The organism is Gaetbulibacter sp. PBL-D1 (assembly GCF_050509525.1).
Classification (GTDB): Bacteria; Bacteroidota; Bacteroidia; order Flavobacteriales; family Flavobacteriaceae; genus Gaetbulibacter_B; species Gaetbulibacter_B jejuensis.
Map to the genome: position 1 here is coordinate 133,792 of NZ_JBNWKB010000008.1, position 13,693 is coordinate 147,484.

Annotated in this window: 12 protein-coding genes; 10 read left to right on the forward strand and 2 right to left on the reverse strand. The window is 29.0% G+C overall.

All coding sequences use genetic code 11. The features are described 5' to 3' along the window. Window positions 1–157: 157 nt before the first annotated feature. Window positions 158–784: a CatA-like O-acetyltransferase gene (locus ACQ0RB_RS08750; protein ID WP_430497875.1), complete on the reverse strand. Its 627-nt coding sequence runs from the start codon at window positions 782–784 to the stop codon at window positions 158–160. A gap of 267 nt (window positions 785–1,051) precedes the next feature. On the opposite strand from ACQ0RB_RS08750, the gene ACQ0RB_RS08755 reads away from it, so the two are divergent. After that, window positions 1,052–1,354 carry a hypothetical protein gene (locus ACQ0RB_RS08755; RefSeq protein WP_430497877.1) on the forward strand — a complete coding sequence of 101 codons (303 nt, stop codon included), beginning with the start codon at window positions 1,052–1,054 and terminating at the stop codon, window positions 1,352–1,354. Here the strand turns inward: ACQ0RB_RS08755 and ACQ0RB_RS08760 are convergent. Beyond that, window positions 1,314–1,607, reverse strand: a complete 294-nt coding sequence (locus tag ACQ0RB_RS08760; RefSeq protein ID WP_430497879.1) for a hypothetical protein — start codon at window positions 1,605–1,607, stop codon at window positions 1,314–1,316. The two genes, ACQ0RB_RS08755 and ACQ0RB_RS08760, sit on opposite strands and share 41 nt — an antisense overlap. A 495-nt stretch (window positions 1,608–2,102) precedes the next feature. On the opposite strand from ACQ0RB_RS08760, the gene ACQ0RB_RS08765 reads away from it, so the two are divergent. The 9 genes from ACQ0RB_RS08765 (at window position 2,103) to ACQ0RB_RS08805 (ending at window position 13,656) form a co-directional block, all read left to right on the forward strand. Continuing rightward, window positions 2,103–3,320 carry a tyrosine-type recombinase/integrase gene (locus tag ACQ0RB_RS08765; protein WP_430497881.1) on the forward strand — a complete coding sequence of 406 codons (1,218 nt, stop codon included), beginning with the start codon at window positions 2,103–2,105 and terminating at the stop codon, window positions 3,318–3,320. Window positions 3,321–3,323: 3 nt separating this feature from the next. Continuing rightward, the gene (locus ACQ0RB_RS08770) at window positions 3,324–5,366 is read left to right on the forward strand and encodes a hypothetical protein (RefSeq protein WP_430497883.1); all 2,043 of its coding nucleotides are present in this window, start codon (window positions 3,324–3,326) and stop codon (window positions 5,364–5,366) included. Between the two features lie 101 nt (window positions 5,367–5,467). Continuing rightward, the gene (locus ACQ0RB_RS08775; protein WP_430497885.1) at window positions 5,468–5,752 is read left to right on the forward strand and encodes a helix-turn-helix domain-containing protein; all 285 of its coding nucleotides are present in this window, start codon (window positions 5,468–5,470) and stop codon (window positions 5,750–5,752) included. A gap of 5 nt (window positions 5,753–5,757) precedes the next feature. Beyond that, entirely contained in the window at window positions 5,758–6,657 is a 900-nt protein-coding gene (locus ACQ0RB_RS08780) for a hypothetical protein (protein ID WP_430497887.1), read from the forward strand. Window positions 6,658–6,773: 116 nt separating this feature from the next. After that, window positions 6,774–8,387, forward strand: coding sequence for a type I restriction-modification system subunit M (locus ACQ0RB_RS08785; protein WP_430497889.1), 1,614 nt, complete (start codon window positions 6,774–6,776; stop codon window positions 8,385–8,387). Between the two features lie 2 nt (window positions 8,388–8,389). Then, window positions 8,390–9,568 (forward strand): restriction endonuclease subunit S, encoded by a 1,179-nt coding sequence (locus tag ACQ0RB_RS08790; protein ID WP_430497891.1) that lies wholly within the window; start codon window positions 8,390–8,392, stop codon window positions 9,566–9,568. Window positions 9,569–9,572: 4 nt separating this feature from the next. Continuing rightward, window positions 9,573–12,425 (forward strand): type I restriction endonuclease subunit R, encoded by a 2,853-nt coding sequence (locus tag ACQ0RB_RS08795; RefSeq protein ID WP_430497893.1) that lies wholly within the window; start codon window positions 9,573–9,575, stop codon window positions 12,423–12,425. A gap of 32 nt (window positions 12,426–12,457) precedes the next feature. Beyond that, window positions 12,458–13,171 (forward strand): DUF3800 domain-containing protein, encoded by a 714-nt coding sequence (locus ACQ0RB_RS08800; protein WP_430497895.1) that lies wholly within the window; start codon window positions 12,458–12,460, stop codon window positions 13,169–13,171. Beyond that, window positions 13,171–13,656, forward strand: a complete 486-nt coding sequence (locus tag ACQ0RB_RS08805; RefSeq protein ID WP_430497897.1) for a hypothetical protein — start codon at window positions 13,171–13,173, stop codon at window positions 13,654–13,656. The genes ACQ0RB_RS08800 and ACQ0RB_RS08805 overlap by 1 nt, the downstream gene beginning before the upstream one ends. The last annotated feature ends 37 nt before the right edge of the window (window positions 13,657–13,693 follow it).

Below are 13,693 nucleotides of genomic sequence, written 5' to 3' on the forward strand. Positions count from 1 at the left end.
TCGGCTTTAGCCGAATGTGCTTGAACGGTCTTGTATATGAAAAGTAGCGGATTTTAAGCACTAACTTTTCGGATTATAACAGACCTTTAATTTGTTCATTTTCTTTCGATTAAGCGATTAAACCGCTATTTTTTATATACGTTGTTGGCGATAGTTTTTATTTGTCAAGTTGCTTTTGAAATTTATTTAAATATTTAGCCAAATGAAATCCGTCAACTAACCCGTGATGAGCTTCAATTGAAACGGGTAAATATTTTTTTTTATCTCTAATTTTAAATTTACCAAAAGTGATTTTTGGAACAGATTCCTTTCGATTCAAGTTAGTAGGATGCAGCAAGCCCGAAAAGGATGTCCAAGGAATTGTTGAATGTCTTATTAAGTCTTGCTTTACATCATCATCATTTAATCTTAATCCTGTAGAATTTTGAACGTTTGTAATTTCTTTTTGTAATTCGGCATTAAATGTTTTAAAATCATCTGTAAAAGGCACAAAGATAAATCCGAAAGTTCCGTCTTCTCTACTAATCGTTGCCCCTGCATTGATAACCTGAAACGAAACTATTTCATCATCGATTATACGGTACTTTAGTTCGTTGACAGAATTTACAGCAATCATTGACTTATGTAGATAATGAGCAAAAAAAGATTCGCCTTTTCTTTTAGCATTTTCATAGGCTAATGTACATTCAACTTCAGTTACAATACCAAAATATGGATTTGCCATTTTTGAGAAAAATTCAAAATGTTCTTTTCTATTCCAATTTTTAGTGTCTATTATTTTCATTCTTTTATCAATGTCACGATTTTGTGTTTTTAATTATCGCCAACGACTCGCGGATATGTTTCGTTGCGGTCAACGAGCCACGTAAAGCTTGCTTTAAAGTGGTAGTAGTTGAAAGAGCAACGAACAAAAGAAAAACCAATTGCGTAGCAATGAAATATATCCTTTGTTGTCCGCTATAATTTTTCTACAAGTTAATAAGATTGTACAAATAATTTAAATTTATTTAATGTCCTTTTTAATAGATGTTTATCAAAATAGTTTTATTCTATGAAAAATCTTTATGAATTTTATTTATCTCTAGGTTTTGATTTGAATCTAGTAGAAAATGATTTAAGGTATTTTAGTGGTGATTATACTTTAAAAGATGGCACTAAGTTGGTTGTAATACACACTGGTGATATACATAGGTTATATAGTGAAAAAACAGGTATGGTATGTTTTCTTATACCAAACTCTTATATTGAATATAACAATGTTTTGCTTGTTCAAAAAATTTTGAAAATCAGCGTTTTTTTTAAAGGTTTGTTTCCTAAATTGTATCAACAAATTGTTTTATTGGATACTGAGTAGGTCTAATCATTTTAATACAATATTGATTTATTTGTTCTTTGCTGTCATTCACTAAACTTTTTTTGAAGTATTCCTCCCCAATTTCTAATGCTTTGTTTATTTCATTTAATAAATCATTTTGAATGCCTTCATTTTCTAAAATATTCTTAGCTTTTAAGATAGCTTTATATATAATATTAGGGGAGTATATAGTAAAGATTCTTTGTGCATCTAAAATTTCATATATATTTTGAAGTTCTTTTTTATTAACCATATATAAAAATATTAAGACAAGGCGAAGCCTTGCAGGGTTTTTCTTTTGTATCCGCGAGTCGTTGTCCGCAATTAGTGTCACAGGTCAAACGGAATGCAATGAGTTTGGTGACACGTATCCGATACGAGCACCGAAACAGCGACCAAAGGGAGCGATTGTTGAGGTGCGATGTTGAGGTTATTGCGGACAACGGTCTCGTATAACCGTCAGTTACGGGTTAATATGCGTTAATTTTCGATTTAGCACAGGTGTTAGCAATTCCGAGTGGATTCGGACGTAGTCGAATCCGCCGTAATTGCGGTTATACATTGTTATATAGTATTATCACTCGTTTTCTTTAAAATACTCATAAAGCCTTTATATATAGGGGTTTTGTGTTTTTAGTTAATGCAAAATAATGCAATAAAATACTACAAAATGTTAGGTTTGTTATACCTATTGTTGTACCTTAGTATTCAGTTGCACTCTATTGCGCTACCTAAAAACCAGAGTATTATGTCTTCAATAAAAATAGTTTTAAGGAAAGATAAAATAAATAAAACAGGTGTTGCACCTCTTTATTTACGTGTTATAAAAGACCGAAAAACTAAATTCATTTCATTGAGTGTAAAACTACAGCCTAACGAATGGGATGAAGATAAACAAAAAGTAAAGAAGAATCATAAAAGCTCTACAAGATTAAACGCATATATATCTAAAAAGGTTGCAGATGCAGAGGGTGAAATTGCAGATTTAGAAAGAAGAAACCAATCTACCTCAGCAAGAAGAATAAAAGAAGCTATAAAAGGTAAACCTTTAATTAACTTCTTTGAGTTCGCTTATGATAGATGTGAGAAGTTAAAAGATACGGTTACGTTATCTACATACAGAAGTTATAAAAACAATATAGAAAAGTTTGAAAGGTTTATTGGTCATAAAGAAATAATGTTTGATGATATTACAGCCTCAACTTTAAAAAACTATGCTTCACATTGCAGTTCTAAGTTAGGTAATAATAACACAACTATAAACTATGCGTTTAGAATCCTAAATTTAATGTTTAGAGAAGCAAAAAGAGAGGATTTAATATCAAATGAACTTGTACCCTTTACAAAGTTTAAAGTAAAGAAAAACAAGACTACAAAGCGTTATTTAAACGCTGAGCAACTTGAAGCACTAATAAATTTAGAAGTACCACAAGAACATAAAGCACAGGTTATTAAAGATATGTTTGTTTTTTCTGTTTTTTCTGGAGGTTTAAGATTTGGTGATGTTATCGAGTTGCAATGGAAAAACTACGATAGTAAAAATCATAGAATTACAAAGACGATAAGAAAAACAAAAAGGCAGCATAGTATTAGAATAGGTCAAAAGGCAGTTGATATTTTAGAAAAGTATGCAACCGAAAACCAAAAACAAAACGATATAATATTTCCTTTTGCTTCAGTAGATGAACAATATTTCAAAGATAGAGAATACAGAAGTTTAATAACCAATAGAGCAATTTCATTGAGCAATATGTATTTAAGTAGATTTGGTAAGCAGTTAGAATTACCTTTCAATTTATCATTTCACATTAGCAGACATACATTTGCTACAAGAGCTTTAAATAATGGTATGCGAATAGAACACGTATCTAAATTAATGGATCATTCCGATATTGGAATAACACAAGTATATGCAAAAATTATTAGTAGTGAGTTGGATAATGCAGTAGATAAATACATCAATTAAAATATGTTTAATAAACCAATAAATAATATAGTTAAAGAGCATTTTGAAACAATGCGAAGAACTGCAAAAGAAAAGGCTGAAAAGGATTTTAAAATAAATATACTTGATAAGATTGAGGGGTTAGATGACTTTCAAAAATTAAAGCTATGTGTTGCTGAAGATGAAAAAAATAAAATATTAAAGAAAGAAGACCCACACCCATACTATATAAATAATAGTGATGATTGGTTGCTAACTCAATTTGCAAATCGTCATTTTTTACTAAATGTTGATGAAACTGATGAGTTTATTCAATCGGTGTATTTAGGTGATTATGATAAATTAATTTTTGATAAGATTGATGAATTATTAAAGCGTATACCTAAATTAACTTATGAGGATTTTTTAACAGGGGTTCAATGCCAATATCTGGAAACCTTCGATTATTATTACAACATAGAGAAAGAAGATTATTATGAGATTTCTAAATGGCAAATGAATAGTTTATTGGATGTAGTTCAATATGATGTTGTCAATAGTATTGGAGCATATCAAGAGTATTGCAAAACAATTAAAAACCCTCTTAACTTCATCACACAAGAACTTTCTATTCTTGATGAAGAACTTTCAGAAGCAATAAATGACGGATCAGTTTTAAAACAAATTTTATCCAAACTTTATATTTTTAGGAATAATGATTTGAGCAAATATAATAATGATTTGCTATTAGAAAATTATCCTTTGTTTTTCAATGATGAAAACAATTACAGAAAACTAAATCCTGAAAATTTAAAAGAGCCTTTAAATAAAATTTCTAATAATGTTAAAACTATTGTTAGCAATGAACTTACTTTATTTTATGTTTTAGATACTGTATTGAAATGGATGAAAAATATTATTAAAGGAAAGTCAATAAATGAGCCTTTTGAATATATAGACTTAAAAAAGAAAATTGAAGAAGTTAAGGAAGAAACAGAAAATGAATATCAAATAGAAATTGATGAATTGAATGACTTTTGTTTCAATGATGAAACAATTACCTTAGAACAAAAAAAGGAATATCTAAGAGCTAAATTTGAAGACGAAATTGATGCTTACAACAAAATTAAAGACAAAAGAATATTCTTCTTTTTAAGAGATGAAAACGAAAACTTATTAATTGAAAATTTAAGGTTCAGTTATATTATTAATGATTCTCTTGATGAAGTATTAGAAGAATTAAAAAAAGCATATAGGATTTTAAATGTAAGTTGGGAAATTACAGGAATTTTCTATGAATTGTTTGATAGTAGAACAATGTACTACAAGAATGATTCTGGTTCACATTTAATAATTCATTCACTAATGAATGATATGGTATTAGATAAAGATGATTATAATGAATTGCATTCATCAATGGATGTTTTCTTTCAGCGATTTCAAAATGATGCTGTTCCTTTAGATATTCATTTTATAAATCATCGAAATATTCATTTACGCTTATTTGATAAATGCATTTCAAGGCTTCAAGAGGTATTAGATAATGCAGAACCAAGTAATAAAGTCCTTTACATTCAAACAAGGTTAAAAGAGTTAAAGCAAAGAGAATTAAAGTTTAGATCAATAGCCGAAAGAAATAAAGAGTTTGAAGATAAAGAAGATAAATACCCAAATTTATTTAAAGACTTTTTATCAATAGAAGCAGATTTTATAAAAGAGACAATGCAAGTAAATCCAATGACCTATTTGCCAAAATCTGATAGCAAACTTTTAATTGAAGAAGTAAAGACTTTTAAAACATTTGTAAACCAAGATAAGCAGAATTATATACTAAAATTGCTTGAAGATTTAAGTATTACAGTAGGTGGTAAATCAACTTTAACTGAAAGAAAAAAAGGAGCTATAAGAGGTGTTGTGGAAGCATTAAGAGAAGAAAATATTTTACCTCAAATGGGTATAGCTAAGTTGTGTAAAATCATAGCAAAAGAGATAGACTTAGAATTAAAGTCTAAACTTGATTTTTCTGATATTTCTCAAAAGTTTCAAAAAGATGCAAAACAATACATAAAAAACAATCCACTTCATTAAAATACAGTTAATAAAAGGTCTTATAAGGTCAGCCTTATAAGTACCTATCCAGAGCTTAATATTTGTTGCAGAAATAATTAGTAACATTAAATATTAAGTAAATGGAAGCAGTAATTTTAACAGCAGAACAGTACAACAATTTAGTATCAAGATTAGATGAATTAAAAACATCTTTAGAATCTAATCAAAAACCATCTCACGAAGTTTTTCTTGATAATCAAGAGTTTATTCAGCTAATGCATATTAGTAAAAGAACAGCTCAAACGTGGCGAGATGAAGGTAAAATATCATTTTCTCAAATCGGCAGTAAGATTTACTACAAGATGAAAGATGTTGAAGTATTATTAAATAAAAACTACAACAAGGCTTTTAAAAACAAAAGGTAGTTGCTTTGTACGATACTAACGTTATAATAAAGCAATTAAACAAATTACCAAAAGAAGCTGTTACCAGAGCCGAAAAACCTTTTTATTGGAATAATTGTTTGTGGTCACCGAAGTTTAATTTAAAAACAGGTGAAATAACTTGTTATGTTGCTAAACTCAAAAACCTTGATTTAAAACTAAGAGGTTCAGAACTTACAGTAAGTAATAGTTTGCAAAAATTCTATATGAATAATAACTATAAACCATTTGTTTTTTCTGAAGTTGTAAATGCAATAGCAGAATTAGATGCTTACTTTGATTTTGATTTATATTCAGCACAAGTAAAAAGAACATCGGTTGCAGTTGTTATAAACGATATTGAAGATAATACATTCAAGAATTGGTTAGAATACAAAGGCAAAAAACCATTGGTAATGCGTAATAAAACTCGTGTTTATGGTGCTCACTTTAAAGCAACTAATTACAATATTAAAGGGTATGATAAAACGTATCAATCTAAAAATGAATCTGGTAAAAAAATAGATAATAGTTTAATAAGATTTGAATTTGAAGCAAATCACAGATATATAAATACAGGAAAAAATGCAATAGGTATATATACGGTAGCAGATTTAGTAAACAAAACAAAGTTTAATGCATTAGCAGATGAATTATTAAAAGTTTATGATACTATTAAAAAACAACCAGTAATTAACTATCAAGAACTACAACCAAAAGATATATTATTGTTGGGTGCTATGAAAGACAAGTATAGTTTTAATGGGTTAAAAAAGTATCATAAAGATTCATTTACTTTATACAGAAAAAAGTATACTAAACTATTAGAGAACTTTACTGATTCTGAATTAGAAGACAGCATTAGAAGTAAAATTATTGAACAGATAAACTACTGTAAAAACAACTAACGTTTTACAACTTGTAATATACCCTAAAACAGGGGTAAAAAGTAAATGCTGTAAATCGTATAATTAAGTCAGATTAATATTATATTTTTAACATTCTTAAAATTGTAAACAATCAAATGTCAGAAGACCATAAAAAACAGTTAGAACAACAACTCTGGAATATAGCGAACACCCTAAGAGGTAAAATGAATGCCGATGAGTTTCGTGATTATATATTAGGCTTTATTTTCTATAAATATTTAGCAGAGAAAATCGAACTATATGCCAACAAAATATTAAAAGAAGGTGGCGACACATTTTTATTTTCAGAAATAGATGAAAACACAGAAACAGGATTAGAATATATAGAAGCCATAAGAGAAGAATCTTTAGAGAAATTAGGCTACTTTTTAAAGCCTTCAGAATTATTTACATCTATTGCCAAAAGAGGAAACTTTAATGATGAAGGAGAAACTTTGGTAAAAGAAAGTGAAAGCACTTATAATACCAAAGACAATTTCATATTAGAAGACTTACAAAAAATTCTAAACAATATCCAAAACAGTACAATGGGTACGGATAGCGAAGAAGATTTTGAAGACCTCTTTGAGGATATGGATTTAAACTCTACCAAATTAGGTAAAACACCAGAAGCTCGTAACGAGATTATAGCTAAAGTACTCGCACACTTAGATAAAATAGATTTCAAATTAGAAAATACCGAGTTAGATGTATTGGGTGATGCCTATGAGTATCTAATTGGGAAATTTGCAAGTGGAGCAGGTAAAAAAGCAGGAGAATTTTATACACCGCAAGAGGTAAGTATGGTATTGGCTAAGTTGGTAACAACAGGTAAAAAGAAACTAAAATCTGTATACGACCCAACCTGTGGTAGTGGTTCTTTGTTATTACGTGTAGCTAAAGAAGTAGATGAAGTAAACAACTTTTATGGACAAGAATTAAACCGTACTACTTACAACTTAGCACGTATGAATATGATACTACACGGTGTCCATTACCGTGAGTTTGATATTAAGCAAGAAGATACCTTAGAGCATCCACAACACTTAGAACACCGTTTTGAAGCTATTGTTGCAAATCCACCATTTTCTGCAAAATGGAGTGCCAACCAACTCTTTATGAGTGATGACAGATTTAGTCAATACGGTAAGTTAGCACCAAGCAGTAAAGCAGATTTTGCATTTGTACAACATATGGTACATCATTTAGCCGAAAACGGACAAATGGCAGTTGTATTACCACACGGTGCATTGTTTAGAGGAAATGCTGAAGAACACATTCGTCAATATTTAATTAAAGAGAAGAACATATTAGATGCGGTTATAGGTTTACCTACTAACTTGTTTTACGGTACACCAATACCAACGTGTATTTTAGTGTTTAAAAAGTGTCGTGAAAATCCAAATGATGTTTTGTTTATTGATTCAAGTGCATATTTTGAAAGAGGAACACAAAATGTTTTAAGACCATCTGATGTTGAAAAAATCATAACAACATATAGAGATAGAACCGTAGTTGATAAGTATAGTTATGTTGCACCGCTTTCCGAAATAGAAGAAAACGAATACAATCTTAATATTCCAAGATATGTAAACACATTCGAGGAGGAAGAAATTATTGATGTTTCAAAAGTATCTACCAAGTTGAAAGCTTTAGAAATGGATATGAAAGAAACTGATGATGCATTAATAGCACTTTGTAATGAACTAAACATAGAGACACCTTTTTAAAAATGGATAAAAGAGAAAGTAAAATACCTCTTATCAGATTTCCAGAGTTTAAAGAGGGTTGGGAGCATAAACAATTAAATGAATTGCTAAAAGTTTCTAAGAAAAAAAACAAAGACTTAAAGTATTCTAAAGAAGAAGTATTATCGGTTTCTGGTGAATTAGGTATTGTAAACCAAATAGAACATTTAGGGCGTTCATACGCTGGTGCTTCTGTTCATAATTACGGTGTTGTAGAAAACGGAGATATAGTGTACACTAAAAGTCCTTTAAAAGAGAATCCTTACGGTATTATCAAATTAAACAAAGGTGTCCCTGGTATAGTATCAACATTATATGCTGTTTACAATGTAAAAGAAAATGAAGCTGATGGTGAATTTATAGAGCATTACTTTTCATTAGATGCTAATACCAATCGTTATTTAAGACCTTTAGTAAGAAAGGGAGCTAAAAACGATATGAAGATTAACAATGAATATGTATTACACGATAGAATCTTTGTACCTAAAAAGGAAGAGCAAAAACGCATTGCACATTTTTTTAATGTAATTGATACTAAAATCAATAAATTAAAAGAAAAACATAATCTTTTAGAAGATTATAAAAAAGGTATAATACAAAAAATATTTACCCAAGAAATAAGGTTTAAAAAAGAGGATGGCAGGGATTTTGCAGATTGGCAGGTTAAGAAACTTTCTGATATTGCTGTAAAAAAATCTTCAAGTATTTCTGCTAATACAATTACTGATTGTGTAGGTTCATATAATATTTATGGTGCTTCAGGTTTATTTCAAACAGTTGACTTTTTTGAAGAAAAAGAAGATTATATAGCAATTGTAAAGGATGGTGCAGGCGTTGGGAACAATTTTTTATGTGAACCATATTCTTCAGTCTTAGGAACTTTAGAGATTTTGAAACCTAAAAATAATCAGACAAACCTATTTTTTTTATTCGGTTTACTTTCTCGTGTAAATTTTAAAAAATATATAACAGGGAGTACAATACCACATATTTATTTTAAAGATTATTCAAAGGAGAAAATACAGATTCCTGAATTAGAAGAACAAAATAAAATAGCGGATTTTCTCTCTAATTTAGACAATAAAATTGAAAATGTTTCAAGTCAAATAGAAGACTTAAAAGTCTACAAAAAAGCATTATTACAGCAAATGTTTTGCTATTAAAATTATGAGTACACAACCAGAGCAAGTATTAGAAAATCAGTTAGTAGAGCAATTATCAAACATTGGATATACCAAAGTTAGTATTCCAGATGAAGCTTCTTTATTAGCTAATCTAAAAACACAATTAGAAAAGCATAACAATATTACATTTACAGCTAAAGAGTTTGAACGTGTACTTAATATTCTTAGTAAAGGTTCTGTATTCGAGAAGGCTAAAACACTACGAGAAAAACAACATATTGTTAGAGATAATGGTGATAACCTTTATTTTGAGTTTTTAAATACAGAGCATTGGTGTCAAAACCAATATCAAGTTACTAATCAAGTTACTATTGAGGGTAGCTATAAGAATCGTTATGATGTTACTTTGTTGGTTAATGGTTTACCATTAGTACAAATAGAACTAAAGCGTAGAGGCTTAGAAATGAAAGAAGCCTTTAATCAAATAAATCGCTATCAAAGACATTCGTTTGGTGCTAAATCTGCCTTATTTCAATACGTTCAAATATTTGTAATTAGTAACGGTGTTAATACCAAATACTATGCAAATAATAGGCATCAATCATTCAAGCAAACTTTCTATTGGACAAACAAAGAAAACAAGCGTTTAACCAATATTTTAAATGGGTTTACAAGTGAGTTTTTAGAGCCTTGTCATATCTCAAAAATGATATGTAAATACATTGTATTAAACGAAACGCATAAAATATTAATGGTGCTTAGACCGTATCAATTCTATGCAGTTGAAAGTATTATAGATAAGGTTAAAAATAGCACACATAACGGTTATATATGGCATACCACAGGTTCGGGTAAAACACTAACCTCTTTTAAAGCAAGTCAAATAATTATGAAAATGCCACAAGTTAAAAAAGTGGTATTTGTAGTAGATAGAAAAGATTTAGATTATCAAACTACTAAAGAGTTCAATAGTTTTTCTAAAGGTAGTATAGATGGTACAGATAATACAAAGGCTTTAGTAAAACAGTTTAGCGACGATACTAAAATTATTGTAACTACCATTCAAAAGCTAAATACAGCCATTAGTAAAAAGAACTATTTAGCCAAAATGGAGCAACTTAAAGACGAGCGTATTGTTTTCATTTTTGATGAATGTCATCGCAGTCAATTTGGCGACACACATAATAATATTAAAAAGTTCTTTACCAATCATCAAATGTTTGGTTTTACAGGAACACCCATATTTGCAGATAATGCAGTTAAAAACGAATTAGGAAAGCGCACAACAAAAGAGTTATTTGGTGAGTGTTTGCATAAATACGTGATTACAGATGCTATTAAAGATGAAAACGTATTAAAGTTTGCAGTAGAATATGTTGGGCGATACAAACAAAAAGAATCAGCAACCGAAATAGATATTGAGGTAGAAGATATTGATCGTAAAGAGTTAATGGAATCACCAAAGCGTTTAGAAAAAATAGCAGATTATATCATAGCAAATCACAACCGTAAAACACATAACAAAGAATTTACAGGAATGTTTTGTGTTGGTAGTACAGATATGTTGGTAGATTATTATGATATTTTTTATCGCAAAAAACAAGCTGGAGAACATAACTTAAAAATAGCAACCATATTTAGTTATGTAGCTAACGAAGACGATGCAGATGCAAACGGATATATTCCAGAAGAAGTTTCAGTAGTTGAAGAATCACCAGCTTTATATGGCTTAAACGTACATAAAAGAGATAAATTAGAAAGCTATATAGGGCATTATAATGAGATGTTCGGGGCTAATTTCTCAACTAAAGACAGTCAGTCATTTTACAATTATTACAACGATATATCAAAGAAAGTTAAAGAACGTAAAATTGATATTCTATTAGTAGTAAATATGTTCCTTACAGGTTTTGATAGTCCATCATTAAATACGTTGTATGTAGATAAAAACCTAAAATATCACGGATTAATACAAGCATATTCAAGAACAAACAGAATTATAAACGAGCAGAAATCACAAGGTAATATTGTAGTATTCCGAAATCTCAAAAAAGCAACAGATGAGGCAATAACACTCTTTAGTAATAAAGAAGCCATTGAGGTAATTATTATGAAGCCTTATGAAGAATATGTAAAGAAATTCAATGACGCTTTTATCAATTTATTACAAATAACACCAACAGTAAATAGTGTAAATGATTTAGTAAGTGAAGAAGATGAATTAGCGTTCATAAAGGCTTTTCGTGAATTAATGCGTTTAAAAAATACAATGACAACCTTTGCTAATTTCGATTGGGAAGATTTAGTAATGGCAGAACAATTGTTTAATGATTACAGAAGTAAGTATCTTGATTTATGGCAAAAAACAAAACACGATACAGCCAAAGAAAAAGTTTCAATTCTTGATGATGTAGATTTTGAATTAGAATTAATTCATAGAGACGAAATCAATGTAACCTATATTCTTAAACTATTAGCTAATTTAAAAGATGCTAAAAAAGAAGAACAAGAAGCTAAGAAAAAAGAAATTGTAGATGCCTTAACAGGTGAAGCTAATTTAAGAAGTAAGCGAGAGTTAATCGAAAAGTTTATAGAAGACAATTTACCTCAAATAGAAGATTCAGAAACCATACCACAAGAATTTGAAAAGTTCTGGAATGAAGAACAACAAAAAGCATTTGAAGTATTTGTAAAAGAAGAAAATCTATCATCAGAAAAAACACAGAAACTCATAGAAGATTACCTTTATGCTGAAAGAGAACCATTACGTGATGAATTATTAGATTTAATACAAGGTGATAAACCAAACGTATTAAAACGTAAATCAATTGGAGATAGAATTTTAAATAAAGTTGTCAATTTTGTTGAGACTTTTATTAATGGTATGGATAATTAAAAAAGAATTAGCAGATTTTTAAAATATAAAAAATGAGTGATTTTGATATTTTTATAGATGAAACCTGTCATTTAGAAAACGACCATATACCAGTAATGTGTATAGGTTATGTAAAAGTTCCTACAAGTGACGATGTGTATAATAATTTAAAAAATGAATTAAAAGAAGTATTCATTAAGCACAATCAGAATAGTGAATTAAAATGGCAAAAATTTTCTAAAGCAAGATTAGATTTATACAAAGAGTTAGTTGATTATTTTTTTCAAACCCCTTTAGAGTTTCGTTGTGTTTTGGTGAAATACAAAGACCGATTAAATCATAAAGATTTTAATCAAGGTTCTCACGATAATTTTTACTACAAGCTTATATATTATTTATTACGTGTAAACAATTCTGTTAATTCTAATATTAGAGTATTTATAGATGTAAAAGATACAAGAGGTAAGGAAAAGTTAGTAAAGATAAATGAAGTATTAGAGAACGAATTTAAAGAAAAAACATCTTTTAATTATTTCCAACACTTACACTCAGACCACAATATTTTCTTTCAGTTAGCAGATTTTTTTATTGGTGCAGTAGCGTATAAATCAAGAGTTGCTTCAGGTAATATTGTTGAACCTACACCTCATAAGTTAGAATTTATAAATTATTTAGAAGAAAAATCAGGATTTAATTTAGATGAAGGAACAGAACCTTGGGAAACTAAGTTTAATATTTTCGACCATCAACCAAAAAGGAGAAGTTAATGATTGATTTGTTTGATTTAGATGATTTGATTCCAGCATTAGGTATTGACCCATCAGAAGAGCATTTAGAAGTTTTGTTTCAAGCTTTTGAAGAAGATTTTATTAACAATCCTTTTTTTATAGATGGTATTGAGGTAAGGATTGATATGCGTAATTCTAAAGAAGATGGTTTTGAAGATTATCCGCATACTTTCGTAAAAATGCTAACAAGAGGTAAAAAGAATAATAGGGTTTTTGATAGAAAAAGAGCTAATAAAATTCATTGGATAAAACCAATTTTAGAGCAACGTGATTCTGATGATATTATAGTATTCAAGTTTAAAGAAGGTAATGGTAATATAAGAGATTATTTTTGGTTTAAAGAAGGTGATTTTTTAGTTATAATGGAATTAATAACACCGAACTATATGATGATTTCTTGTTTTCATATTGATGATGATAGAAATAGAAATTACTATGAAAAGAAGTATGAGAATAGAGAATAAAAAAAAGTGCCACAACTAAGGTGTTGTGGCCGACCAG